Here is a 24,166-nt window from a genome sequence, read left to right as displayed (position 1 = left end):
TCCCCCTCACCCTGCCCCTCTCCCCACTGGGGAGAGGGATGGTTCGTGCAAGCCATAAATTATCTGCCTCACCTTGCCTTTCTCCCCTGTGGGCAGAGGGTTCAGGTGAGGGAAAAGGCCTTAGTAGCCCATGTTTTTCTTCTTCTCTAACTCTTCTTTCGCCGTATCCGGCAGGTAGAGCGTCGATTTGGTGATGGTCACCTGTTCTGGTTTGGTGCCGTCTTTCTTGAATTTCTCAAGGGCATCAAACGCCGGACCAGCCATGTTCGGGGTCAGTTCTACGCTGGCATTTGCTTCGCCATCGATCATCGCTTTATAGATATCCGGTACGCCATCGATGGAGCCCGTCAGGATATCTTTGCCCGGTTTCAGGCCCGCTTCTTTGATCGCCTGGATAGCGCCGATCACCATGTCATCGTTATGGGCGTAAACCATGCAGATATTTTTGCCGTTGTTTTCTGCCTTGATGAAGCTCTCCATGACTTCTTTGCCTTTACTGCGGGTAAAGTCGCCGGACTGTGAGCGAATGATTTTGATGTTTGGCGCTTTAGCGATAGCGTCTGCAAAGCCTTTTTTACGGTCAATCGCGACGCTTGCGCCAACCGTGCCTTGCAGCTCTACGACGTTACACGGCTTGCCGTTAACTTCTTTGATCAGCCAGTCACCAATCAGTTGGCCTTCCAGCACGTTGTTTGCGGTGACGGTCGTCATCACGAGGGATTTGTCTTTCACATCAATAGAACGGTCGAGCAGGAAGACCGGGATTTCTGCATCTTTGGCTTCTTTTAGCACCGGTTCCCAGCCTGTCGCCACGACGGGCGCGATGAAGATAGCGTCAACGCCCTGGGCAATGAATGAACGAACGGCTTTGATTTGGTTTTCCTGTTTTTGCTGCCCGTCGGCGATTTTTAGCGTGATTCCGCGTTTTTCGGCCTCGCTTTTGGCGACGTTGGTTTCAGCTGCACGCCAGCCTGATTCCGAACCCACTTGCGAAAAACCGACGGTTAATGGTGCGGCCATCGCCATAGACGACATGGCTGCCGAAACTGCTGTAACAAGAAGTAAGCGCTTCCACATAATGATGCCCTCATAGCCCAGGTTATTGGTGGTCAAAAGATGTTCTGCGACCAAACTATAGCCAAAGCAATAAGTAACGGAATGCGTTACATCACACTTCGGAAAAGTGAACAAAACGTTAATCACAAGTTTGTAATCGCTTTCATTCACCCATTAAATATGTGGCTGACTTTATGGATTTTCCTGTCATGGAAAGCGTCTGAAAATGGCATGCAAGCGTCGGCAAGAGTGAAAAGAGGCGGAGACTTTCATCGCGAGTTGGCTATAATACTCGCCACTTGTTTACCATACATTTTAAAGGACACAGACATGAGCTTACTCAACGTCCCTGCGGGTAAAGAACTGCCGGAAGACATCTACGTTGTTATCGAAATCCCGGCCAACGCAGATCCTATCAAATACGAAATCGACAAAGACACCGGTGCACTGTTCGTTGACCGTTTCATGTCCACTGCTATGTTCTACCCGTGCAACTACGGCTACATCAACCACACCCTGTCTTTAGATGGTGATCCGGTTGACGTTCTGGTCCCAACGCCGTACCCACTGGAGCCAGGCTCTGTCATTCGCTGCCGTCCCGTTGGCGTGCTGAAAATGACCGACGAAGCGGGCGAAGATGCGAAACTGGTTGCGGTTCCGCACACCAAGCTGAGCAAAGAGTACGATCACATTAAAGATGTGAACGACCTGCCAGAACTGCTGAAAGCGCAGATCACCCACTTCTTCGAGCACTACAAAGATCTCGAAAAAGGCAAATGGGTTAAAGTTGACGGCTGGGACAACGCTGAAGCGGCTAAAGCTGAAATCGTTGCCTCTTTCGAACGCGCCGCGAAGAAGTAATTCTTTCGATGCTAAACACACCGCCTACGGGCGGTGTGTTTGTTTCTGGCGTCGGATGCCGTTTTTCAGGCCATCCAGCAACGCCAGGCTTTAAAAGCAGTCAAACCGGGGATCGTCAGGCCACATCGCTTTTGCCTTGAGGCAAAGAGGCTGAGCCGATGGATCACCTTCCGACCGAACGATCATAAGAAGACTGTAAGTGACGTCGGGGTTGTTATGCACCGTTGAAAAGCGTTCTGACCACGCGCGGAAGCGGGTGAGCAACTCGCCGTCTCTCGTGATATTAAAGCGAAGCAGCAGCGCAACATGACGGTCAAAGTCGAGGCGATCATACTGACTGTATGGGTTGGCTAACGCGTCAACCACTGCCGCTTCATGATGGACAAAAGGCACCAGGCCCTGATGCTCGATGCGGGTGAGTTGGACCTCCGTCACCGCACCGGAAATCATAAACGCCAGTACTCCACATGCCACAAAGCCCACGGCTGTGCGCAGCGGCTTTTCATAGCCAGTCTTCTGATCGGTATTTAACCTGGCCGCCGGGCCAGCAATGGTCAGGAGCATCACCAGCATCAGGCCGTGCGTCACCGACTGATAAAGCGGATATTCCAGGTTCATGTGCAGAGCCAGCGGCAGCATCATCGCCAGACCGCACCACCGGCTGCCGCCTCTTCCCCACAGTCGCCTGAAAATACCCGCGATCATGAACAAAATACCCGCCACCGCAACCAGCCCACCTTCCATCCAGGTATACAAAAACTCGTTGTGCGGATACAGAACCGTTGTGCTGCCCATGCCCGGCGGAACCTGTTGCGACAACTGCCCAAACAGCGCTTCAAAACTGCCGTAACCGTTGCCGATGAACGGGTGGTTCAGAATCAGTTGCCATGTCAATGTGATCAAATACCAGCGCTGCACATTAGAGCCATCCTTCTGTACCAGCTCAGGAATAAAGCCCGGTATCACAAGCGGCCCGTAGTACAACGTGAGCACACCCGCGCCAGCGCCCGCCATCAGTAGCAGCACCGCATACCCTGTGCGACGTCGGTTTTTGCCTGCCGTCAGCAGCAGAACCAGCGCGCCCGCAACGGCCCCCAGCCCTCCCGCGCGGCTTTGTACCAGCACCAGCATGACGGGGATCGCCACCAGCGCAATGGCGGATATACAGACAAATAACCGCTGACGGGTTCGTAGAAATAGCCACAGAGCACAGACCATTCCGGTTGCCAGAAACGAGGCCAGCACGTTGACCTGCTGGAAACTCCCATAGGGGCGCCCCCCGGTCAGATGCGCGATATCGCTGAGTTGAACAACGGCAAAACCGACCTGGAGCAGTGCGGAGACCACCAGAATCAACAGCCAGACACGACGCATTCGGTGGCAGGGGATGGATTTCAGCATCAGCAACCAGATACCGACCAGTCCCCAAAGTGCCAGCACTTTGGGTAAAGCGTTCCATTGCCAGGCGGCAAGCGGAGACCACAGCAACGGCAGGGACCAGAGCGCCGCCCCCGCAATGATAAGGTACGTGCCAGGCGGCCACGCCACTTTCCATCGCGGGGAAAAGAGGTCGCAACACAGCGCAATCAGCGCCAGCACGCACCAGGCGAGAAGGTTTTGTGGCAGAGCCAACCCGGCGCTACCGTGGTTGGGGAGCATCCAGAGCAGCCCGCCGCAAAGCCAGAGCACAATGAGCAGCGTGACGATTTTATTCGCGGGTAATTGTTTGAAATAACGTAGTGACATAGAAATCAATAAACATTAAGGACGGGAAATATCCCGTCCTGTTAATGAAAAATAAAGGCGATGGATTACTGCTGGGTCATCACTAATACCGCATTCGCCGTAAAAGCACCGGTAGGAATATCTTTTAACGCCACAGTAGAATCACGCACGGCCTGGAAACCTAGTGTCAGGTTATTCGAGCCCTCTAAAAAATTCAGCGGTGTGACATCCGAAGGTGAAAGCGCTTTATTATCGTAAAATATCGCTGCTCCGACGCCGTTTGTTGAACTTTTTACCGCCTGACTGCTGCCGATGGAAATAGGTGTGTAGTTCAGCACCATATTGGCCGTTACCGTCCCGCCGGTACAGGTTACCGAAATCGTCTTGCTGATGGCTGAGCCAGAGTCAGGGACCGTAGGGATTTCGTCGCGGTTTAACGTTCCAAGCGAAACGCTTAGCGCATTACCGTCATTGATAGTACAGGATGTCTCAGGGATTGGCGGTGTAGGGGGCAATGGGGTATAACCACTGAGGCAATTATTACCACCCAAGTAGTACATTATTCCTTTAGTATCAACAAGATATACACAGGTATATATAGTTCCTTTAGTTTGAGGATAAGGACGCGCAGGATAAGACACCGACCAGGTACCCGAACCCGTTACAGTCACCTCTTGTTCAGCTATCGATTTGGAAGCATCGAAATATGCGGCATTGGTAGTTAGATGGTGCGACTCCTCGAGCAAACCAGCACCCCAAGCCATTACAGCTTGGTCCAGGTAATAATAACCCGAAGCTGGCACATACCCTGTACTGGACACGGTGCAAGAACTATCAGGAGAAAACGTTACCGTAGTAGCAAACTGAAAAGATCCACTTGATGGAGGGCAAAATTTAACATTACGTCCTTCATAAGGGTAAGCCCCCGAATAACCGCCATGAATAACAGCATTTGCCTTCACGACGATAAAGAGCATTGAAAAAACAATTAACAGGATTTTTTTTAGCATAATAGTCTGCTCAGGAAATTAGAGTTATTGAGGTCCGGTATTTTCTATGGCCGACATTATGGATACGTCAGCTCAAACGTCGCGGTCGCCGAAAAATCCCCAGGCGTAATCGCCTGCTGGGCAATCGCGACGGGCTCGCCCTGCACGTAGGCTTGCAAGGTTAATCGGTTGCTACCGTTGGCTATCGCATATTCCGGCGTCGGTTGATTAAACGGCAGCGCCGCGCCCTCCGGCGTTTCCATGCCAATTGCGATCCCCTTCGCTGTCCCCGTCACTGCCAACAAACCCGGCAGTATGCTGTTTTCGGTGCCTTTAAAGGTCATCGTAACTCTGTTTCCCAGGCTCATATCGCAGTCCGTCAGGTTGACCACAAACGGCACACCCAGGGTGCGGGTATTCTGATACAGGTATTTCGCCACCACAGAACTGAAATCTACGGTGATATCGCTGGTCTCCGGGTCCAGATTGCAGGGTTCACTGACCAGCGCGCCGCTGAAATGCAGGTTGTTATCCAGCGCCTGCGCCTCGTTGACGTTGATGGCAGCCAGCAGCGCTAAACTGAGCGCGCAACGCGACACGCGTGTACAAAATGATCTCTTCATGTCGTCCTCACTGGTACTGCGCGATCAGCGTCGCGGTGGCGGTAAAGGGCTGCTCGGTGAGCGTCTTCGCCGCGTCTTTTACCGGAACAGCGGTGAGCGTCAGTGAAGACAGTTCTCCAAGCGTGGTGCTGAGCGGTTTATTGAGCTTCATCGCCTGGCCGTTAGCCTGAATCTGTAGCCCAAGGCCGTCAGCCGACGTCGTCAGCGCCGCATCGTCATAGCTTTCTTGTGTGCCAATGATGGTCAAATCCAGCGGTGAATCGTCCGGCGCACCGTGGCAATCCACGCTGTAAGGAATCACCTGGACGTTATCCTTTCCATTGACGCCATTGACGCGGATATTGCCAAAGGAGACATCAATCACGTTGTCATTCGACACCGTACAGGGGGTGGAGAGAATAAATTTCCCCTGGAAGGTAATGTTCAGCGTGTCGCCGGTCTGCGCGGCCCTTCCCGTCGATATCACGGCCAGTAACATCAGCCCCAGGGCGGAAAGCGCTGCTGCTTTTTTGCTTTTCATATCCTGTAACCTTAATTAAAAGCCATCACGAGCGTCGCGGCTGCGGTGAACGTATCGCCACTGACCACATTGCTGCTGTTCGTCGTGCTGGTCTGGACCAATTGAGCCTCCAGAGACGGCGGACTGTCCTGGTTTACGGTGAACCAACTCCCCGTGCTTTGCGCAACGCCGTTGACCAGCAGTTCAACGCCCACGATCCCTTTATCGGTATCCAAAACCTGAACGCTGTTATAGGTTTTTTCGCCGCCGCCGGTATCGCTGAGCTTCATCTGGAGCAGCCCGGCACTGTCACCGCTACAAGTAAAGTCACTGACGATGGGCTTGCGGTAAGTGCCATCCAGCGTCACGGTGTTATTTGCGCTTCCCTGCAGCCGAACTTCACCAAAATCCACCGTTAGGGTGCCGCCCTGGTTAAATTTGCAAGAGCCGTTTGCCATGATCGTGCCGTCAATGGCGATATTCAGCGAATAGGTCGATCCTGGGTTTGCCCGCGCAGCAGGGTTGAAGCCCGGCAGCAGCGCCGCCGCCATCAGGCATAAAGCCAGTGCGTTGCATTTCATTGTCATGTTCTTCGCCCGCCCCTACTGGTAAATCAGGCTGAAGTTAATGACCGCGTGGTACGGCCCGGCGATGAACGGCGCGTTAGTCCGCTCCGGGGCCAGGGTGAAGACCACCTCGTCCTGACCGGGGTTCAGCAGCATCGTGTCACCCGTGCGCGACAGCATCACTGTTTTGCCACGGCTATCACGCAGACGCAGGCCGATACCGCTGGCACCGGTGACCGCCACCAAATCTGGATTTGACGCATCCGACACCGCGACAAAGCGTGCCCGATAAGGCGGTTGCATCGTGCTCACCGTTTCGGTCAGCGGCGTAATATTCGTGCTCCAGTTCCCCAGTACGGGACAGTCGCGCAGATACAGTTTCACCGTCACCGGTTTCGCTGCACGGCCTACCAGGTTTACGTCGGCACGGGCTGTTGAGCCGAGATCCACTTCCTGCCATGCAGAATCCATTTCCAGCCGGCAGGTGTTTTCTTGCAAATCGCCGTGCACATACAACTGACCCGTATCGGCCAGCGGCTTTTCATCCGCTGCCGCAGGGCCTGCCAACACCAGCGCGAGCGCCAGCAATGCCATTTTTTTCGCGGCTCTGTTCATCCTTTTCCTCCTTGTCCCGGCTTTATTTTTTGTCTTTGACTAGCTTGCCGGTGCAGGTCGCCCCGCCGCAGCTGAACTGGATCTGCGGACGGCCGCCGTAGTCGTTGACGTAGGTAAATACCGGGCTTGCGCCGAGCGCCGCAGCGGATGCCTTAATGGCACCACTCTCTTTCGGTGCGATCATCACAGGCTCAAAGCCCACCGGCTTGCCTTTCACCGACGGCGCGCCCTCCACCAGAGTCAGGTAGTACGGCGTTGGGTTGTTCACTACAAATTGATCCCCCTGGCGCGTCAGCGTCACCTTCTCCACCCAGTCGCCTTGTGCTGACTGGGTTTTATCCAGCGCGATGGCTGCAGGGCGGTAGAAAAGCTTGATGCGAGTCTGCAACGCAATCTGCAGGGTGTTAGGCTTGGTGCTGCGCGGGGGGATTTCGCGCAGGTTGAAATAGAACAGCGTCTCGCGATCCTGAGGCAGAGCGGCGACGGCCGGGGCCGCCTGCATTTTCACCAAGCTTTTCGCACCCGGTTCCACGCGCTGCACAGGCGGCAGTACGGTCAGCGGCGACGTGATTTTTGTGCCCTGCGCATCTTCCATCCACGCCTGCGCAAGGTAAGGCAAATTTTTGTTTTCGTTACTGATGTTCAAGCTAATAGACTTTTCGCCGCCGTTATAGATAACGCGGGTACGGTCCAGGGCGATAGCCGCAGAGGCCTGCTGAGCAATCATCAGACCGGCTAAAAGAGAGACGGCCATTACTGATTTTTTCAACTGGGTATTTTTCATTATCATATGCTCTGTAAAAAGGGTCTGTACCGCGCCTTATTCGCACGGCAGTAACAGATTTCCGTTCTGACTTAGTCCTGTTAGTTTTTCCGGTACGGTAACGGCACACTGTGCCGTTCCATTCCAGCTCACATTCAATTTCGCGCCTGGCTTCAGGCCACTGAGATAGGCTTGACCGTCATCGTTGACCAGACCGACTTCCTGATTCTCAGCGTTGCGTACGCTTGCCCCAAACGGAGGATGGCTACTGTCTTTCAGGCTGATGACTGCCATCGCCTTCTGACCTGAAAGCACGTTGAACCGACGATAGCCAATGGCCCCTTCGGTCAGCGTCGCCTGCACCACCGACGTAGACACCTCGGCGTTATCCGGTAAATTGTTGATGTCGATGCTCAGACTGTTTTTGTTGTAATCGCTCACCTCGGTGACGACGGCTTTGCCGAATCGGTTGGTCGACGTGTTGCCGCTGTAGCCCTTTACTGGCACATCCGCTGCGTCGCCAGTGTCCAGCAACACGCGGGTGCCGCCTGGTACATTCGAACGGTGTAGCGCCGTCCCCTTCGTGGTGGCAGTGACGCCGCCGCGCAGACTCAGGCCTGTCGAACTGTACTGGCCGTGCTGGTAGTCCACGTTGCCGGTCACTTCCGCCGCATCGCCCAGGTGGTCGTAGTAGCCACTGAGCGAGCCGCCGTCGTTGGTGCCGCCGGCTGCGACGCGGTAATTGTCGCCATTGTCCAGACGGTCGTAGTAGCTCAGATTTTGGCTGCTGGCATCTCCGTTATAAGATGAGTTCATCCCCAGCGAGCCAGTGTCGCCCCACGGAATGGAGAACGACATATACATACCGTCGTCATTGATACCATTGAATTTATTGCGATATGCTGTCAGCGACGCGCTGATATTTTTCCATTTACCGATATCGAAATAGCGAGACAGCGATACGCTGTAGCGATCTTCGGCCGCAGTATTCCAGTAGGTCTGATGCGAGTAGTTAGCGTATGCACTCAGGCCAAGTGCCTTGAATTGCTGGCTGAAGGTGACGGTGTACATCTCTTTACTTTGCATGACATCGCCGTTGTCTGCGCGATAGCTGATGTAGTCCGAGAAGCTCATAAAATCTTTTTCAGAGAAGCGATAGCCTGCGAAGGTCACCTGACTTCCCGTGTCATCAAAGCGCTTTGAGTAGCTCACCCGATACGACTGGCCAGAGCGATGCTCATCTTCCAGTTTTGCATCGGAACGCGTGACGTCGAATGCCAACGCGCCGAGCGCCATCAGGTCGCGACCAATACCCGCTGCAAGAGAAATGTATTTAGCGCTTGAAACCATACCGCCATAAAGCGACCAACCGTTGCTGATCCCCCAGGAGAACTCAGCAGTTCCGAAGGTGTCACCGTCCGTTTTGTGATCGTAGCCAACGGGTTTCCCTGCATAAAACTTATATCGAACGCTGCCGGGACGCGTCAGATAGGGAATATTGGCCGTATTGACTTTATATTCCTGCACGGAGCCATCTTGCTCCTGAACACGCACATTAAGTTCACCCGCTACCGCGCTGTTAAGGTCCTGAATCGCAAACGGGCCTGCAGCAACCTGCGTTTCATAGAGCACGCGTCCCTGCTGGGAGATAGTCACTTTGGCGTTGGTTTTTGCTACGCCGGTCACTTCCGGCGCATAGCCACGCAAATTAGGCGGCAGCATATTGTCATCGGAGATCACGCTTGCACCCACAAAGCGGAAGCTGTCGAACAGATCTGAACTAACGTAATCTTCACCGAGGGTCAGCTTCGCTTTGATCGGTTTAAGCGCACGATAAAGATACATGCGGCTCCAGGTCCACTGCTTCTGTCCGCTGCCGTTTTCATCACTGTTTTGGTCGTAATTGGTCTGCCAGTCAGCACGTGCACGCCATGCGCCAAGGTTGGCGCCAAAGGTCCCGTTGCCCGATACGGTATTTGAATCACCGCCTTGCTCATTGTGTCGGGCCTGGGCGTTAACGTTATAATCTGCCAGCAGGCCAGGAATACCTTCGTCCCACATCGAAGCGGGAACCCAGTCATTCGAGGTGTATTCGAGATACGCCTGCGGCATGTTGATAACAAGTTTGCCTGCACCTAAATCCGGTGTGATCTCTACGCCTTTTAGCCCAGCGACATCTAAACACTCCCCGTTATGCCAGGACTGAAGCTGAGAAAGGAATTTATCTTTAAAACCAAATTTCTGGACCAGTGCCGGTGATAAACACGCAATGGTATTATTCTTATCCGATGGTGACGGATAGACAGATATGTTTTGTTCTTCCAGCTCGTTTTGGTTAATTTGAATCAGGAAGGTATACTCACCCGGCATGATATAGCCGCGCTTAGAAAATTGACTTAGGTCGATATTTGCTTTGTCTTTAACATCCAGCACATCGGTATTAAATTGAATATCATCTGCTGCCATCGCAGGGGCGCGCATACCTGCGCAAACACAAATTGCAAGTACAGACCATTTTGCCACAAAGGTCTTTGTGCACTTTTTATTAATGTATGTATTAACCATTACCTTAGTACCCGCTAAAGGATTAAATTAATCAGAAATACTCAACCCGATAGCGGAGAATGGCCTGGTAATCACCCACCATTAATTCCCGCATTGTGGTCTTTAACTTAATCTGGTAGTCGAGGCGAATCTCATCTGCCGTGAGTTTTTGATAAGGGACGGTTTCACCTGGACGGATAATTTTTCCGTTACTGTCCGTCAGCTCTAATGCAACGCCAGAAGCAACGCCGCTCACTTTAAATAATCCGTCGCTCTTATCGCCATCAAACGTGATACGAATGAACTGCCAGGGTAATGGATTGTCAGCCTCTGCCAGTGAACAATTTGTCAGTGCAATAGAAAAAGGATGGGGTTCACCTTCACTTACCCGAGCCATATGCCCGCGCGTCTCAGAGCCCATTTCTACGGTCTGGTAACCATCACCCGTATCAATGTCGCATGCGCTGGAAAGAATCGTTCCTTCCATATGCACGCGACCGGTAAGCCCAAGATCAAATTCACTTCCCGGAGTAACGCTCTGCCTTGAGGCCTGCGCCAGACATGCAACCGCCATCAGCGAAAGGGCTGTCGTACAGCGCATGAAAGAATTCATAAGTCATCTCTGCGATTCGAAAAATTCATACGCCCACTGTCGTGAGCGTATGTTTCAGTAGGGAGGTGCGATTACTCGTAAGCGAGAGTAAAGTCAGCGACTGCGGTGAAATCACCTGGGGTTACAGTCGCAGAAGCGCCATCGCCTTTCAGGTATGCAGAGAACAGCAGGGTGTTATTTCCGTCCTGCAACATGCGTGCAGCGGATGCCTCACCCATTTTGATCTGCGCGCCGTCACCGTTGGTCAGGATGATGCTTGCGCCTTTCGCGGTACCTGTGATACCCAGTGAGCCATCCGTTGCACCTTCAGCACCCGTGAAGGTGGTTTTAACGGATTTCAGCGTGGTGGTATCACAGCCTTCCAGTTTGATTTCAAAATTACGCGGTACGGAAGTACCGGAATTGCTGTTGGCTTGTAAAGCAACGTTAGAAACCTGACCCAGGTTCACAGTCTGATCGATGCTGTCTGGGTTGATGGAGCAAGGCGCATCAATGATAGAACCGGTGAAAGTCACTTTACCATGGCCCTGGTCCTTCGCATTCGCTGCGCCAGCAACCAACAACATTCCCATAACAGAAGCTAAAGCCGCTTTTTTGAAGTTCATTTTTAAATCCTATTAAATAGTAAACTATTGGGGTATGTTTAAATTATTAATTAAAAAGATACTCCGGCCTTTCATTAATAATCTATGAATATTTTCTCATCATGACAGCATTAATAAAATAAAAAATATTAATAAATAAATCTTACAGTCCGACGGAAGCATTCTTTAAAGAGAATCAACAACAATAACTAGAAATATATTCACAGCGTATAAATCATAGAGGTAAATACATTTCTTATTGCGGCGTATTTTACTGATTAACTCACATTCTAAAAGAGTTTAACTGTCCATTTTGAGACAAAACGGTAAAATCTATTTTTGGATTTCTTGCAGCTGAAAAATATCAAAAAAAACCACGCCGAAGCGTGGTCTTGTGAGGCGATTCTCAGTACTGGTCTCTGTCTAGCCAGTTACCGGTTTCAATCCGTTTCAATCCATCGACAGGACGCTGGTACACGTACATCCATGCACTCCCATACGGAGTCTGGACCAACTGACGTGCATATTCACCGCCCCTGGTGCGCAAGGCATCAAGTTCGGCAAGCGTGGCATTATCAATACGATAAACTTCACCCTGTACTGTTCCGTTCCCCGGAACCGCGCCTGGATAGTGGCCCAGACTGTACAACTGGTAGTTCTCGATATTGTAATTACCCAGCAACTGAGCATTGGTCATCCAGTGACTGTTGCCCTGCTTAGTGCGTAAACTACCGTAGACAAATATTCGCATTGCTAGAACTCAAACTGATAGAGCACATCCAGCGCCTGGTCTATACCAGACACTGCTTCCAGATATAGCTTAGGCATAAGGCGATAGCGTAACGTGAGAGTCGCCAGCGAGTCAAAGATCCCCACGCCATATTTCACTTGCAGACCCGGCAATACATAGCCGCTGACGACCACTTGCGAAGAATCGCCAACGCCCTGGGTGTCGAGCGCCAGATTACTGACGCCAAACGTCTCGCCGATTTTACCCACAACCTGACCACTTTGTGCAACCCCCAGACCCACTAACATTGACGTCATCGCCGCACTATCGCTCTGCTGGCTGTCCAGACCCTGCCCACGCAGGAGATAAGAGAGGGCTTCTTGTTGCGACATCGCCGGATCCGAGAAGATCTCTGCCTTCGGTTCATCGGCGGTTCCCGTAACACGCACCCCGGCAATCACGTCGTTCTCGGTAGATTCAGGGTTACGTATCGCTTCGATATTCAGCAGCGGCTGATCCGGCGGACCGGAGAACAGCAGTTCACCTTTACGCACAATCAGATCCTGACCATAGGCGTGGAAGCGCCCTTCAGGAATATTGATCTGCCCGTTCAGACCAAGCCCCTGTTGGTCCTGCGCCACCTTCAGGTCACCCGTCAGTCTGGCCTTCAGGCCAAACGCATCAAGCCGCACGTTGTTTCCAACATGAACGATCAGATTACTGTTAATCGGAATCCCGGCGCTTTTCGGCTCAGCAGGTTTCAGATTGTTATCCAGCATCACTTCATCGCTTGAAACGCCCACGGCGCTTTCCGGCACGTCATGCACCACGATGCGTGCCCACGGCACATCGACGCGGCCATCGAGGGTAAACAGGCTTGGCGTCGCTTCAAATACCACGTCCGGCGACACGTCAAGACGTACCATCGGCGGCACGGTAATACGCACTTTGCTGCCTTTTGCGGCCACGCGCGCACGCCAGTTATCAATTTGGGTCCAGTCCGCATCACCGCTCAGGTTGATTTGCCCCTGCTGGGTACGCACAACCCCAGCCAGCGTCGAGCTTGTGCCGTTGAAGTTCATCGCAATCTGGCTTGGTTGCATATCAAATGGCATAAAGTTGCCGTCGATATCCACCCCGTTCAGCTGCATTTGACCAAACAGTTGCGGGCTTTGCAGATTTCCCGCCAGCCGCAGATTAGCGCTGAGCATCCCCGCCGCTTTTTCACCGCGCGAGAAGATAGGGTTCACCATCGCAAGGTTAACGTTGCGGATATTCACGTTACCGCCCAAATTACGCTGCCCTTGCGGATCGGTAATTTGCACCTGGCCGTCGAACTGGCCGTTATTGGTGAGACGAATCAACCAGCCAAGCTCAGCGCGATTGTTATGCAAATCGGCTTTCAGATTCAGCGTGTCAAACGCCACCGGCAACGGTGCGTCGTTCACCGTCTGCGTGACCTTCACGTTACGCCCTGAGAGCGTCACGCTGCCCTGCGGCAAGCCCTCTTTGGTGGTGTCCCATGCCACATCGGCCTTACCGCTGAACACACCGCTGGCCTGCGTGGCCTCCGGCATAAACGGTTTCAGCATCGCCAGATCAAAGCGGTTCAGATTCACCACCGCGCGGCCTTCTGCACCAGCATCGATAGTCTGCGGCACGCACAGCTCGGCATTGGGGTTGGTCCAGCAGTGCGGTCCAATACTGATTTTCTGCTCTGCGTTGCGGTAATCCAGCGCAATAGAGCGCGAGAGCGCCAGCGGCCCGACCGGCGTCGTGAAGCGGGTATTATCGAGCAGGCCTTTCCAGCGCTGTTCTTTGCGGTCAAAACTGCCCGTTAAATGCAGCTGGCCAGAAACCGGCTCGCCCTGCACACGCAGCTGAAGATCGTGCTGTTTCTCGCTGCCTTTCGCGTCCAGCGTGACCAGACTGAGATTCACGTCTGGCTGCGAAATACGCTCTACGCGCAGGTTCAGTTTTCCGGCAATCTGATCGGTGGATTTCACGTCGCCCTCGACGCGCACGCGAGCAATGGACAACGCCTGCCATCGCAGGTTGTTGGCGGTAATGTCCGCCAGCAGCTGTGGCGCATCGACCGTACCGCGCACTTTCACCAGGCCTTTTGCCGTCCCGCCCAGGCCCGGCAGCGCGTTGTCGAGGTTTGGCGCATCAATCGTCGCATCCAGATTGAGATCTTTTACCCCCAGCTCGCCTTTGATATCGGCCGTATTGCGCCCCAGCGCAACGTGCATTTTAGGGATAATCCACTGCAAATAACTGTTGCCGCGCAGCGCCCCTTCCACCAGCACCTTGTTCTGTTTCACGTTGCCGGTGATTTTGATTTCCGGGACCTCCATCTGCCAGCTTCCGCCGTACAGACTCCCGCGGGTTTTGATCAAACCGTCGAGTTTCGACGGCCAGTCCGGCACTTCTTTGGCGGTGTTGATGCCCGTCAGTTTCAGCTCACCGCGCCAGCTGATCGCCTGCTGCCAGTCGAGTAGCGCAGTCAGCTCGGTTTTTCCTTCCAGCGCCGCGACGGTGAGTTTATCAAGATTGATTTGCTGCTCGTTGCCCTTCGCATCCAGTGTGATATTTGCAGGCGGCACGCCCTCGCCTTTCACGGCAGTGCGGAACGACAGCGTGTAGTCGGTCATTTTGCCGCTGAGCTTCAGCTTGAGATCATCGGCCTGGAACTGTTTTTCACCGGTGAATGGCCAGTACAACTGCTGGCTTACAATTTCAATATTCAGCGGTAAACCGGCCTCCGTCAGCTGAGTTTGCCCGCGCAGCACCATATCCACCGGGCCTGACAGGTTAATGCCAAACTCCAGTTTCTCGCGCAGCGCGCCGCCCACTTTGAGCTTCACCTTCTCGCCTTTGAGAGGATCGATGTTCAGCGTGCTGTTCAGGGTCATATCCACCGGCCAGTTGTCGCGCAACAGTGCGTTACCGGTGGCGTTCACGGTGCCCTGATTGGTATCGATATCCAGCGTATCGAGCTTCATATTGCCGTCAATGCTGCTCACTTTCAGCAGCATGTTGAACACCGTCAGATCGGTATCCCCCGTCAGGCGCAGCTGCTCGCCCTTAAACGCTTCGATATTCAGATTGAGCGGCAGATGAACGTCGGTCATCTCCGGCAGAACCGGTTTGGAGAAAAGATCTTTCAGCGTTTCGCCCAGCGGTTTTTCTTGTGGCTGCGGGTTCTGAATTTTGGGTTCGACGATCTCTTCCTGCGCCACTTTTGCCACTTTCGGCAGCGCAATCAGCAGCCCCTGTAGCGCGGTTGGCGTCAGGGTTAAATTCTTCTCCTGCCAGCGCAGGCCGGAGGTAAAGTCCATCACCGACACGGTGGTGTCGTCGATTTTGATATTGACGTTATTGAGCGCCACGCGATATAGCGCAATCGGATACGGCGTCGAGAGATTCAGCGGGCCGCTGTCTTCCTCTTCAACAGGCGCAGACTTTGGCATTTTTTTCGAATCTATCGTCACGTTAACGTCTTTTAACGACAGATCGTTTACGCACAGGCTGCTGTCACGCAGGCAGCGCAGTTTGACCGCAAGATGAAACTCACCCGCGTTAACCGCCACGCCAGGCTGCTGGTAACGAATATTCTTCAGGCTCAGGTCGCGCCAGCCGCCCGTCACCTGGCCGATTTCCAGCCCAGGCACCCAGCGGTTTGCTGCGTTAAACAGCAGATGCAGGCCGGTTGTCGTCCCGACCAAAAACGCCACTGTGCCGAGCAACAGCACGATAAAAATCAACACGCCGAGGCTTATCTTCTTCCATAAACTCATAATTCAGGCCCCAGACCGATGTAAAACTGTAATCCGTGCTCGTCTTTGTCCCCAACCGGAACGGCGAAATCGAGCTTGATTGGCCCGACGGGTGATTGCCAGCGCACGCCGACGCCCGCGCCGGTTTTAAAATCGCTTTTGCGGATGTCGTTCACCGCCTCGCCGCCGTCGACGAACATCGCGCCCCACCATTTTCCGCTGACGTTGTACTGATACTCCACCGAGCCGGTCGCCAGCTTGGACGCCCCCGTCAGCTGGCCTTTCTCGTTTTCCGGGGAGATGGATTTGTATTTATAGCCACGAATGCTGCGATCGCCGCCGGCAAAGAAGCGCAGATCCGGCGGCACACGCTCGAAATCACCGGTTTCAATCCAGCCGAGGTTGCCGCGCATCACGAAGCGGTGTTTGTCATAGAGGGTACGTATCCAGACGTTTTGCGCCTGTACAACCGAGAAATCGACGTCCGATCCCCAGGCGGTGTTCGAATAATCAATGGAATAACGCTGGGAGTCGCCCCACACCGGCATCAAACCGCCGCGCGAACGGGTGCGGCTGATCATCACGCCCGGATAAAGCAGCATTGTGGTGTTGGTGACGTTGGCCTGCGTAAAGTGGTCGAGACTCCAGCGCAGGTTGATCGCCCGCTGCCAGCCGCTGGAGAGGTCCCAGAAGCGAGAGACAGCAAGCGTGGTGGAATCCTGTTCGGTATCGTTTAAATCGGTGCGCTTAAAACCGCCCTGTAGCAGATAATATTGTTCCAGCGGATTTTTCAGCAGCGGCATTTTATAGCTGAAATCCACCTGCTGTTCCGGCGCGGAGATGCTGGTGCTGGTGGTCAGACTGTGACCGTAGGAGTTCATCCACGGTTTTTTCCACGTCGCTTTGACGCGCGGGCCGACATCCGTTGAATACCCGACACCCGTTTCGATGGTGTTCTCAGTGCGTGGAGACACCACGCCATGCAGCGGCAACACTTTGGTTTTACGCGCTTTGTCAAATTCAGGTGCAACAACGACCGAGTTAAACCAGCCGGTCGCCGAGAGACGGCGGTTCAGTTCAGCGAGGTCTTTTGACTGGTAATAGTCACCCTCTTTGAATGGCACCAAATTTTGCAGATATTCATCGCGGATTTGCGACCCTTCGAAGGTGACATCGCCAAAACGATAGCGCTCACCGCTGTCGAAATCGATATCCCAGAAGGCCTGACGTCTTTCGAGCGCCACACCCAGTTGGCTTTTGGTAAATTGGCTGTCGAAATAGCCTTTGCGCAGCGAGACGCTGGTCAGCTCTTTTTTGAAGTGGTCGTAGTCGCCGTGGTTAAGCACCGTGCCCACTTTGGGCCGCGTGCTCAGCAGATCCAGATAGTCGCGGTCGGTACGCGCGCCGCCGCGAAGCACAACGTTGGTGCCACCAATCAGCACCGGTTCACCCGCCGAGACACGGGCGATCAGCACCTGGCGTCCCTTGGCAGGTGGCGGACGTAAATCGAACTCGATCGTAGGTTCGTAGTAACCCAGGGCTTTTAAGCCATCGCGAATCGCATCATCCACGCGCGCACGAAATCGCCGGTCGGGCGTCACTTCGTCACTTTGGATGGTCGACAACTGCGCACGCACGTTTTTTTCCAGCGTCCCGGATAACCCCTCAACCTGCAAACGGACATTCGCCGCGCTGGCGACTCCGCTTGTCAGCAATAAACTGACCAAACATAACTGGCGGATCTTTGGCACGTTTTCTCCTGAATATCCTTGTTTCCACCCTGGAAGCAATGAAGTGCCGCTCCGCGGCGTATCACGGCATAAAGCCCAAAACCCAATTCGCGGGTTGAAAAATGGCCGAGAGGCCTAATATTTCTTATGTTTAAATCTAGACTCATTCAGCGTATTTATTGTGTTCAATTAAACGCTTCGTGACAACCCTAACTGAAATATCGCTACCCGGGAGGCCCCACCGTGAGTTTATTCGACAAAAAGCAGCTTGTTTCTCAAGCCGATGCATTACCGGGACGCAACACTCCGATGCCAGTGGCAACGCTGCATGCCGTCAACAATCATTCAATGACCAACGTCCCGGATGGCATGGAAATCGCCCTTTTCGCGATGGGCTGTTTCTGGGGCGTAGAACGTTTGTTCTGGCAGCTACCTGGAGTTTACAGCACCGCTGCGGGCTATACTGGCGGCTATACGCCAAATCCGACCTATCGCGAAGTATGCTCGGGTGAAACCGGCCACGCTGAAGCGGTGCGCATCGTGTACGATCCGAGCGTAATCAGCTACGAACAATTATTACAGGTGTTCTGGGAAAACCACGACCCCGCTCAGGGAATGCAGCAGGGCAACGACCACGGGACACAGTACCGTTCCGCGATTTATCCGTTAACGCCGGAACAGGACGCCGCCGCCCGTGCGAGTCTGGCACGCTTCCAGGACGCCATGCAGGCGGCGAATGACAATCGCAAGGTGACCACGGAAATCGCCAACGCGACGCCGTTCTACTATGCAGAAGATGACCATCAGCAGTATCTGCATAAAAATCCGTATGGCTATTGCGGCATCGGTGGGATTGGCGTTTGCCTGCCGCCACAGCTCGCCTAAGCGTTGTAAATGCCGGGTGGCACATCGCCATCCGGCCTGCTTTTTCAGCGATGTGTCCACCGAAAAAAGCCGAAAATGTGCCCTCTGGCGGCTTTACACTCTCTTACGCTATACTACCCGCTGAAATAATCGGCTCAACGCTACGAGCTGACGTTCAATGTGTCTTCACACAAATGTAATTAACTTCCCTTCCGAGGATCTGGCGTTAGGCCGGATAAACTATGTTAAACAGTATTTTACTAATACTTTGTCTCATCGCTGTCAGTGCCTTTTTCTCGATTTCAGAGATTTCACTGGCCGCTTCCCGAAAAATCAAACTTAAACTGCTGGCCGACGATGGCAACATCAATGCACAACGCATCCTGAAAATGCAGGAAAACCCCGGTATGTTCTTTACCGTGGTGCAGATTGGCCTGAACGCTGTCGCCATTTTGGGCGGTATCGTGGGCGATGCGGCGTTCTCGCCGGTGTTTTACGGTCTCTTCTCCCGATACTTCGCACCTGAACTCTCCGAGCAGCTGAGCTTTATTCTCTCCTTCTCGCTGGTGACGGGTCTGTTCATCCTGTTCGCGGATTTAACCCCGAAACGCATCGGTATGATTGCGCCAGAAGCTGTGGCTTTGCGCATCATCAACCCGATGCGCTTCTGTCTGTACGTGTTCCGCCCGCTGGTGTGGTTCTTTAACGGCCTGGCGAACAATATTTTCCGCCTGTTTAAGATCCCGATGGTGCGTAAAGACGACATCACCTCTGACGATATTTACGCCGTGTTCGAAGCCGGTGCGTTGGCCGGTGTACTGCGCAAGCAGGAGCATGAACTGATCGAGAACGTGTTTGAACTGGAATCCCGTACCGTGCCGTCCTCCATGACGGGCCGCGAAAACGTGATTTGGTTTGATCTCCACGAAGACGAGCAGAGCCTGAAGAACAAAGTGGCCGAGCATCCGCACTCTAAGTTCCTGGTGTGTAACGAAGATATCGATCACATCATTGGCTATGTCGATTCCAAAGACCTGCTCAACCGCGTGCTGGCGAACCAGAGTCTGGCGCTGATCAGTGGCGTGCAGATTCGCAACACGCTGATTGTGCCGGATACCTTAACGCTCTCTGAAGCGCTGGAAAGTTTCAAAACCGCAGGTGAAGACTTCGCGGTTATCATGAACGAATACGCGCTAGTGGTGGGCATTATCACTCTGAATGACGTGATGACGACGCTGATGGGTGACCTGGTCGGCCAGGGTCTGGAAGAGCAGATCGTCGCGCGCGATGAGAACTCGTGGCTGGTTGACGGCGGTACGCCGATTGAAGACGTCATGCGCGTGCTGGATATCGACGAATTCCCGCAGTCCGGCAACTACGAGACCATTGGCGGCTTTATGATGTTCATGCTGCGTAAAATCCCGAAACGCACCGACTCGGTGAAGTTTTCCGGCTACAAGTTTGAAGTGGTGGATATCGACAACTATCGCATCGACCAGCTGCTGGTGACGCGCATCGATAATAAGCCGACGGTGCTGGTGCCGAGACTGCCGGATGCAGAAGAAAAAGTGTCCGCATAACGCGCCGCACAAACATCAACGGCTCCCTTTGGGAGCCGTTTTTTTTACTGCTTAACTACTGCATAGCACGTTGGTTAAGCCATCTCAGTCTGCAGACGCATAACCTGGCGGTTGACTTCGGACATCACAGAATAGTGCTGTTTGTCCTTCACTTTCGGGATAAGAATCTTACCCTTATCAAATTCGAAAGCGCCAACATCCTTGATATACAACCGTCCACGGAACAGGATCTTCACGTACTTCGCCACCTGAAGCGGGTTGTAGCGTTGGAAAATTTTCATTCTTGTATCTCCTGCGAATCATACGCTCTTGCGGCGCCACAATCGGCCCGACGGTCCTGAGCGCAAATTTTGTTGCCCAATGACTATAGACCAGAAAAACATTGATACCCAGTATGCATCAGTTTATTTACCGTTTGATTACAATTAATCAGAACATTCTTTGCATAGCATTACCGAAAGCAGTATAAGGCGTCGTTTTTTTAAGGATATGTGCGTTCGCCCGCAAACTGGCACTCAGATTGCGGGTAAAGCGTATTGATCGCACTTATGATTAAAACGTATGACCAAGTGGTCGGATCACCTGCATATAAGCACATAAAAAGGAAACACTATGACCCTTCGTAACGTCCTGGCCGCAGCCTGCCTGTTACTGCCGCTGATGGCTTCCGCGCACAACATTGAAAATGGACAACGTGTGCCAGCGGTCGGTATTACCGATCGGGGAGAATTGATTCTCGACAATAATAAGTTTAGCTACAAAGCCTGGAATAGCGCGCAGCTTCCAGGGAAAGTGCGAGTGGTGCAACATCTTGCCGGGCGCTCCTCGGCAAAAGAGAAAAATGCCAGCATGATTGAAGCGATTAAGAGCGCAAATCTCCCTCATGACCGCTACCAGACCACCACGATTGTTAACACCGATGATGCGATTCCGGGTTCCGGCATGTTTGTGCGTAGCAGTCTTGAGAGCAATAAAAAACTCTACCCTTGGTCACAGATTATTGTCGACAGCAATGGCGTGACGCGCAAAGCCTGGCAGCTGGAAGAAGAGAGTTCTGCGGTGGTAGTGCTGGATAAAGACGGCCGCGTGCAGTGGGCGAAAGATGGGGCGCTGACGCAGGAAGAGGTGCAGCAGGTGATCGCCCTGCTGCACAAATTGCTCGGTCAATAAATCGAGACCCTAAAGCCCGGATTTAAGAACGACTCGCGCGGGGTATAGTCCAGTGGCTTACCCTGCCAGTCATGCACATGCGCTCCGGCGGCGGCGGCAACCGCATGACCCGCTGCGGTATCCCAGACGTTGGTCGGCCCAAAGCGCGGATACAGCTGAGCCTGCCCTTCCGCCACCAGGCAGAATTTAAGTGACGATCCAATGGATGTCGTCTGGTGCTCACCGATATGTTGCAGATACTCCTGAAGTTCGTTGTCGCTGTGCGAGCGGCTGATGACCACCAGCGGTGGGCGAGCATCACGCACCTGAATCTGTTTACGAACCCCGCACTCCTCTTTCCACGCTTTGCCTTCTGCAGCGCTGTACATCACTTTCAACACGGGTGCGTAAACCACGCCCATCACCGCTTTGCCTTTTTCAATCAAGGCAATATTGACCGTGAACTCGCCGTTGCGCTTGATGAACTCTTTTGTACCATCGAGCGGATCGACCAGCCAGAAGCGCTGCCAGTGCTGGCGCACGTCCCAGCCCTGCGGGTCTTCTTCCGACAATACAGGGATATCCGGCGTCAGTTCCTGCAAGCCTTTGAGGATCACCGCATGGGCCGCAAGATCGGCGGCGGTCACCGGGGAGTCGTCAGCTTTGCTGACCACGTCCATCGGCTTTGCGCCATCGTACACTTGCATGATGGCCTCACCGGCTTCCCGTGCGAGCTGACAAATTTTTTCTAACATACTCCACCTCTTCGTTAACGCAGTGGGCATAACTATTTGTTTTATTTATATCGTAATCACACTCTGTGAAGCAATTCTGGTTTCATTGCGCTTTTTTCTGGCAGGATTCACACTTCTGTAAGCAACAAAATGTACATACATATTCTTTTGTGGCTTGGATCGAAAAAAAGGACTCCTCTGATGATTAAGTTTAGCGCAACGCTCCTGGCGACGCTGATAGCAGCAAGCGTACAGGCCGCGACGGTCGACCTTCGCATTCTGGAAACAACAGACCTGCACAGCAACATGATGGACTTTGACTATTACAAAGATACCCCGACGGAGAAATTCGGACTGGTACGCACCGCAAGTTTGATTAACGCCGCGCGGGGTGAAGTAAAAAATAGCGTGCTGGTCGATAACGGCGACTTAATTCAGGGTAGTCCTCTCGGCGACTATGTGGCAGCAAAAGGGCTAAAAAAGGGTGATGTTCACCCTGTCTATAAAGCGCTGAATACCCTGGATTACGCGGTGGGCAACCTCGGTAATCACGAGTTTAACTACGGGCTGGATTATCTACACAATGCGCTCGCTGGCGCGAAATTCCCGTACGTTAACGCCAATATCATTGACGTTAAGACCCAAAAGCCGCTCTTTACGCCGTACCTGATCAAAGAGACTGAAGTGGTCGATCAGGACGGTAAAAAACAGACGCTGAAAATCGGTTATATCGGCTTTGTGCCGCCGCAGATCATGACGTGGGATAAGGCTAATCTCACCGGCAAAGTGACCGTGAACGACATCACCGAAACCGCGCGTAAGTATGTGCCAGAGATGCGCGAGAAAGGCGCAGATATCGTGGTCGTCGTCGCCCACTCCGGACTGTCTGCCGATCCGTATCAGGCGATGGCTGAGAACTCCGTCTATTACCTCAGTGAAGTGCCGGGCGTCGACGCGATTCTGTTTGGTCACGCCCATGCCGTCTTCCCGGGCAAAGATTTTGCCAGCATCAAAGGCGCGGATATCGAAAAAGGAACGCTGAACGGTGTGCCGTCAGTGATGCCTGGCATGTGGGGCGATCATCTGGGCGTAGTCGATCTGGTGCTGAACAACGACGCCGGAAAATGGCAGGTGACGCAGTCGAAAGCCGAGGCTCGCCCGATTTACGATGCGGCAGCTAAAAAATCGCTGGCCGCAGAAGATAAAAATCTGGTGAACGTGCTCAAGCACGACCATGACGCTACGCGTGAGTTTGTCAGTAAGCCGATCGGAAAATCGTCCGACAACATGTACAGCTACCTGGCGCTGGTGCAGGACGATCCGACCGTGCAGATCGTCAACATGGCGCAGAAAGCCTACGTTGAGCACTTCATTCAGGGCGATCCGGATCTGGCAAAACTGCCGGTTCTTTCGGCTGCCGCACCGTTCAAAGTCGGCGGACGTAAGAACGATCCGGCCAGCTACGTCGAAGTGGAAAAAGGTCAACTCACCTTCCGCAACGCGGCGGATCTGTATCTTTATCCCAACACGCTGGTCGTGGTGAAAGCGACGGGCAAAGAGGTGAAAGAGTGGCTGGAGTGTTCCGCCGGACAGTTTAACCAGATTGATACCAAAAGCAGCAAGCCGCAGTCGCTGATCAACTGGGACGGTTTCCGCACCTATAACTTCGACGTGATTGATGGCGTGGAGTATCAGATTGACGTGTCGCAGCCGGCGAAATACGACGGTGAGTGTCAGGCCATTAACCCGCAAGCGGAACGCATCAAAAACCTGACCTTCAACGGCAAGCCTGTTGATCCGAATGCTACATTCCTGGTTGCTACCAATAACTATCGCGCCTACGGCGGCAAGTTTGCCGGAACCGGCGATAGCCATATTGCGTTTGCCTCACCGGATGAAAACCGCTCGGTGCTGGCGGCCTGGATTAGCGAGCAGTCGAAGAAAGCAGGCGCGGTCCATCCGGCAGCGGACAACAACTGGCGTTTGGCGCCGATTCACAGCGACACCAAACTGGATATCCGTTTCGAGACCTCACCGTCCGATAAAGCGGCGGCGTTTATCAAAGAGAAAGCGCAATATCCGATGACTAAAGTCAGCACCGATGAGATCGGCTTTGCGATTTATCAGGTGGAATTGAATCAGAAATAAACACAGCAGGCGCG

At 53.3% G+C, this 24,166-nt stretch carries 21 protein-coding genes; 5 read left to right on the top strand and 16 right to left on the bottom strand.

Features of this window, described 5'->3' with window-relative positions:
* Positions 1 to 120: 120 nt before the first annotated feature.
* Entirely contained in the window at positions 121 to 1,077 is a 957-nt protein-coding gene (ytfQ, locus tag I6L74_RS10805; RefSeq protein WP_059180043.1) for a galactofuranose ABC transporter substrate-binding protein YtfQ, read from the bottom strand.
* 309 nt (positions 1,078 to 1,386) lie between these two features.
* Here ytfQ and ppa point away from each other — a divergent pair, with 309 nt between their 5' ends.
* Complete coding sequence (gene ppa / locus I6L74_RS10800; protein WP_012015824.1) at positions 1,387 to 1,917, top strand: inorganic diphosphatase; 531 nt, start codon at positions 1,387 to 1,389, stop codon at positions 1,915 to 1,917.
* A 90-nt stretch (positions 1,918 to 2,007) separates the two neighbouring features.
* Here the strand turns inward: ppa and I6L74_RS10795 are convergent, their stop codons facing one another.
* From I6L74_RS10795 to tamA, 13 genes are all read right to left on the bottom strand, one after another.
* Complete coding sequence (locus I6L74_RS10795) at positions 2,008 to 3,663, bottom strand: O-antigen ligase family protein (RefSeq protein WP_243398824.1); 1,656 nt, start codon at positions 3,661 to 3,663, stop codon at positions 2,008 to 2,010.
* Between the two features lie 65 nt (positions 3,664 to 3,728).
* Positions 3,729 to 4,652, bottom strand: coding sequence for a fimbrial protein (locus I6L74_RS10790; protein WP_082691947.1), 924 nt, complete (start codon positions 4,650 to 4,652; stop codon positions 3,729 to 3,731).
* A 56-nt stretch (positions 4,653 to 4,708) separates the two neighbouring features.
* Positions 4,709 to 5,254: a fimbrial protein gene (locus I6L74_RS10785; protein WP_059179969.1), complete on the bottom strand. Its 546-nt coding sequence runs from the start codon at positions 5,252 to 5,254 to the stop codon at positions 4,709 to 4,711.
* Between the two features lie 7 nt (positions 5,255 to 5,261).
* A complete protein-coding gene (locus tag I6L74_RS10780) occupies positions 5,262 to 5,774 on the bottom strand; it encodes a fimbrial protein (RefSeq protein ID WP_059179968.1) in 513 nt (170 codons plus the stop codon).
* An 11-nt stretch (positions 5,775 to 5,785) separates the two neighbouring features.
* Positions 5,786 to 6,340 carry a fimbrial protein gene (locus I6L74_RS10775; protein WP_059179967.1) on the bottom strand — a complete coding sequence of 185 codons (555 nt, stop codon included), beginning with the start codon at positions 6,338 to 6,340 and terminating at the stop codon, positions 5,786 to 5,788.
* A gap of 15 nt (positions 6,341 to 6,355) precedes the next feature.
* Positions 6,356 to 6,934: a fimbrial protein gene (locus I6L74_RS10770; RefSeq protein ID WP_059179966.1), complete on the bottom strand. Its 579-nt coding sequence runs from the start codon at positions 6,932 to 6,934 to the stop codon at positions 6,356 to 6,358.
* A 22-nt stretch (positions 6,935 to 6,956) separates the two neighbouring features.
* A complete protein-coding gene (locus I6L74_RS10765; protein WP_082691946.1) occupies positions 6,957 to 7,724 on the bottom strand; it encodes a fimbria/pilus periplasmic chaperone in 768 nt (255 codons plus the stop codon).
* A gap of 30 nt (positions 7,725 to 7,754) precedes the next feature.
* Entirely contained in the window at positions 7,755 to 10,262 is a 2,508-nt protein-coding gene (locus tag I6L74_RS10760; protein ID WP_072241922.1) for an outer membrane usher protein, read from the bottom strand.
* A gap of 31 nt (positions 10,263 to 10,293) precedes the next feature.
* Positions 10,294 to 10,842 (bottom strand): fimbrial protein, encoded by a 549-nt coding sequence (locus tag I6L74_RS10755; RefSeq protein ID WP_128131004.1) that lies wholly within the window; start codon positions 10,840 to 10,842, stop codon positions 10,294 to 10,296.
* 83 nt (positions 10,843 to 10,925) lie between these two features.
* A complete protein-coding gene (locus I6L74_RS10750) occupies positions 10,926 to 11,459 on the bottom strand; it encodes a fimbrial protein (protein ID WP_059179962.1) in 534 nt (177 codons plus the stop codon).
* Positions 11,460 to 11,844: 385 nt separating this feature from the next.
* On the bottom strand, positions 11,845 to 12,189 hold the full coding sequence (locus tag I6L74_RS10745) for a gamma-glutamylcyclotransferase family protein (RefSeq protein WP_059179961.1): 345 nt from the start codon (positions 12,187 to 12,189) through the stop codon (positions 11,845 to 11,847).
* Between the two features lie 2 nt (positions 12,190 to 12,191).
* Positions 12,192 to 15,968, bottom strand: coding sequence for an autotransporter assembly complex protein TamB (gene tamB / locus I6L74_RS10740; protein ID WP_059179960.1), 3,777 nt, complete (start codon positions 15,966 to 15,968; stop codon positions 12,192 to 12,194).
* Positions 15,965 to 17,698: an autotransporter assembly complex protein TamA gene (gene tamA / locus I6L74_RS10735; protein WP_059179959.1), complete on the bottom strand. Its 1,734-nt coding sequence runs from the start codon at positions 17,696 to 17,698 to the stop codon at positions 15,965 to 15,967. The genes tamB and tamA overlap by 4 nt, the downstream gene beginning before the upstream one ends.
* Before the next feature lie 222 nt (positions 17,699 to 17,920).
* Here tamA and msrA point away from each other — a divergent pair, with 222 nt between their 5' ends.
* Both msrA and paeA read left to right on the top strand, forming a co-directional pair.
* Positions 17,921 to 18,562: a peptide-methionine (S)-S-oxide reductase MsrA gene (gene msrA / locus I6L74_RS10730; RefSeq protein WP_059179958.1), complete on the top strand. Its 642-nt coding sequence runs from the start codon at positions 17,921 to 17,923 to the stop codon at positions 18,560 to 18,562.
* Between the two features lie 221 nt (positions 18,563 to 18,783).
* Complete coding sequence (paeA, locus tag I6L74_RS10725; protein ID WP_059179957.1) at positions 18,784 to 20,121, top strand: polyamine export protein PaeA; 1,338 nt, start codon at positions 18,784 to 18,786, stop codon at positions 20,119 to 20,121.
* 74 nt (positions 20,122 to 20,195) lie between these two features.
* Here paeA and I6L74_RS10720 read toward each other — a convergent pair whose 3' ends face one another.
* Positions 20,196 to 20,402 (bottom strand): DUF1107 domain-containing protein, encoded by a 207-nt coding sequence (locus tag I6L74_RS10720; RefSeq protein WP_012015808.1) that lies wholly within the window; start codon positions 20,400 to 20,402, stop codon positions 20,196 to 20,198.
* Between the two features lie 331 nt (positions 20,403 to 20,733).
* On the opposite strand from I6L74_RS10720, the gene I6L74_RS10715 reads away from it, so the two are divergent.
* A complete protein-coding gene (locus tag I6L74_RS10715; protein ID WP_059179956.1) occupies positions 20,734 to 21,291 on the top strand; it encodes a YtfJ family protein in 558 nt (185 codons plus the stop codon).
* Here the strand turns inward: I6L74_RS10715 and cysQ are convergent.
* The gene (gene cysQ, locus I6L74_RS10710; RefSeq protein ID WP_059179955.1) at positions 21,285 to 22,025 is read right to left on the bottom strand and encodes a 3'(2'),5'-bisphosphate nucleotidase CysQ; all 741 of its coding nucleotides are present in this window, start codon (positions 22,023 to 22,025) and stop codon (positions 21,285 to 21,287) included. The genes I6L74_RS10715 and cysQ overlap by 7 nt on opposite strands.
* Positions 22,026 to 22,205: 180 nt before the next feature.
* Between cysQ and I6L74_RS10705 the strand changes: the two genes are divergently transcribed.
* Positions 22,206 to 24,152, top strand: coding sequence for a bifunctional 2',3'-cyclic-nucleotide 2'-phosphodiesterase/3'-nucleotidase (locus tag I6L74_RS10705; protein WP_059179954.1), 1,947 nt, complete (start codon positions 22,206 to 22,208; stop codon positions 24,150 to 24,152).
* The last annotated feature ends 14 nt before the right edge of the window (positions 24,153 to 24,166 follow it).

This window comes from Lelliottia amnigena (assembly GCF_019047465.1).
Classification (GTDB): Bacteria; Pseudomonadota; Gammaproteobacteria; order Enterobacterales; family Enterobacteriaceae; genus Enterobacter; species Enterobacter amnigenus.
The sequence above is the reverse complement of the archived record's forward strand: the minus strand, read 5'-3'. Positions and strand labels throughout refer to the sequence as shown.

What these genes read in the sequence shown, in the direction of transcription:
- ytfQ (WP_059180043.1), bottom strand. Translation starts at nt 1,077, where the DNA reads ATGTGGAAGCGCTTACTTCTTGTTACAGCAGTTTCGGCAGCCATGTCG.
- ppa (WP_012015824.1), top strand. Translation starts at nt 1,387, where the DNA reads ATGAGCTTACTCAACGTCCCTGCGGGTAAAGAACTGCCGGAAGACATC.
- I6L74_RS10795 (WP_243398824.1), bottom strand. Translation starts at nt 3,663, where the DNA reads ATGTCACTACGTTATTTCAAACAATTACCCGCGAATAAAATCGTCACG.
- I6L74_RS10790 (WP_082691947.1), bottom strand. Translation starts at nt 4,652, where the DNA reads ATGCTAAAAAAAATCCTGTTAATTGTTTTTTCAATGCTCTTTATCGTC.
- I6L74_RS10785 (WP_059179969.1), bottom strand. Translation starts at nt 5,254, where the DNA reads ATGAAGAGATCATTTTGTACACGCGTGTCGCGTTGCGCGCTCAGTTTA.
- I6L74_RS10780 (WP_059179968.1), bottom strand. Translation starts at nt 5,774, where the DNA reads ATGAAAAGCAAAAAAGCAGCAGCGCTTTCCGCCCTGGGGCTGATGTTA.
- I6L74_RS10775 (WP_059179967.1), bottom strand. Translation starts at nt 6,340, where the DNA reads ATGACAATGAAATGCAACGCACTGGCTTTATGCCTGATGGCGGCGGCG.
- I6L74_RS10770 (WP_059179966.1), bottom strand. Translation starts at nt 6,934, where the DNA reads ATGAACAGAGCCGCGAAAAAAATGGCATTGCTGGCGCTCGCGCTGGTG.
- I6L74_RS10765 (WP_082691946.1), bottom strand. Translation starts at nt 7,724, where the DNA reads ATGATAATGAAAAATACCCAGTTGAAAAAATCAGTAATGGCCGTCTCT.
- I6L74_RS10760 (WP_072241922.1), bottom strand. Translation starts at nt 10,262, where the DNA reads ATGGTTAATACATACATTAATAAAAAGTGCACAAAGACCTTTGTGGCA.
- I6L74_RS10755 (WP_128131004.1), bottom strand. Translation starts at nt 10,842, where the DNA reads ATGCGCTGTACGACAGCCCTTTCGCTGATGGCGGTTGCATGTCTGGCG.
- I6L74_RS10750 (WP_059179962.1), bottom strand. Translation starts at nt 11,459, where the DNA reads ATGAACTTCAAAAAAGCGGCTTTAGCTTCTGTTATGGGAATGTTGTTG.
- I6L74_RS10745 (WP_059179961.1), bottom strand. Translation starts at nt 12,189, where the DNA reads ATGCGAATATTTGTCTACGGTAGTTTACGCACTAAGCAGGGCAACAGT.
- tamB (WP_059179960.1), bottom strand. Translation starts at nt 15,968, where the DNA reads ATGAGTTTATGGAAGAAGATAAGCCTCGGCGTGTTGATTTTTATCGTG.
- paeA (WP_059179957.1), top strand. Translation starts at nt 18,784, where the DNA reads ATGTTAAACAGTATTTTACTAATACTTTGTCTCATCGCTGTCAGTGCC.
- I6L74_RS10720 (WP_012015808.1), bottom strand. Translation starts at nt 20,402, where the DNA reads ATGAAAATTTTCCAACGCTACAACCCGCTTCAGGTGGCGAAGTACGTG.
- I6L74_RS10715 (WP_059179956.1), top strand. Translation starts at nt 20,734, where the DNA reads ATGACCCTTCGTAACGTCCTGGCCGCAGCCTGCCTGTTACTGCCGCTG.
- cysQ (WP_059179955.1), bottom strand. Translation starts at nt 22,025, where the DNA reads ATGTTAGAAAAAATTTGTCAGCTCGCACGGGAAGCCGGTGAGGCCATC.
- I6L74_RS10705 (WP_059179954.1), top strand. Translation starts at nt 22,206, where the DNA reads ATGATTAAGTTTAGCGCAACGCTCCTGGCGACGCTGATAGCAGCAAGC.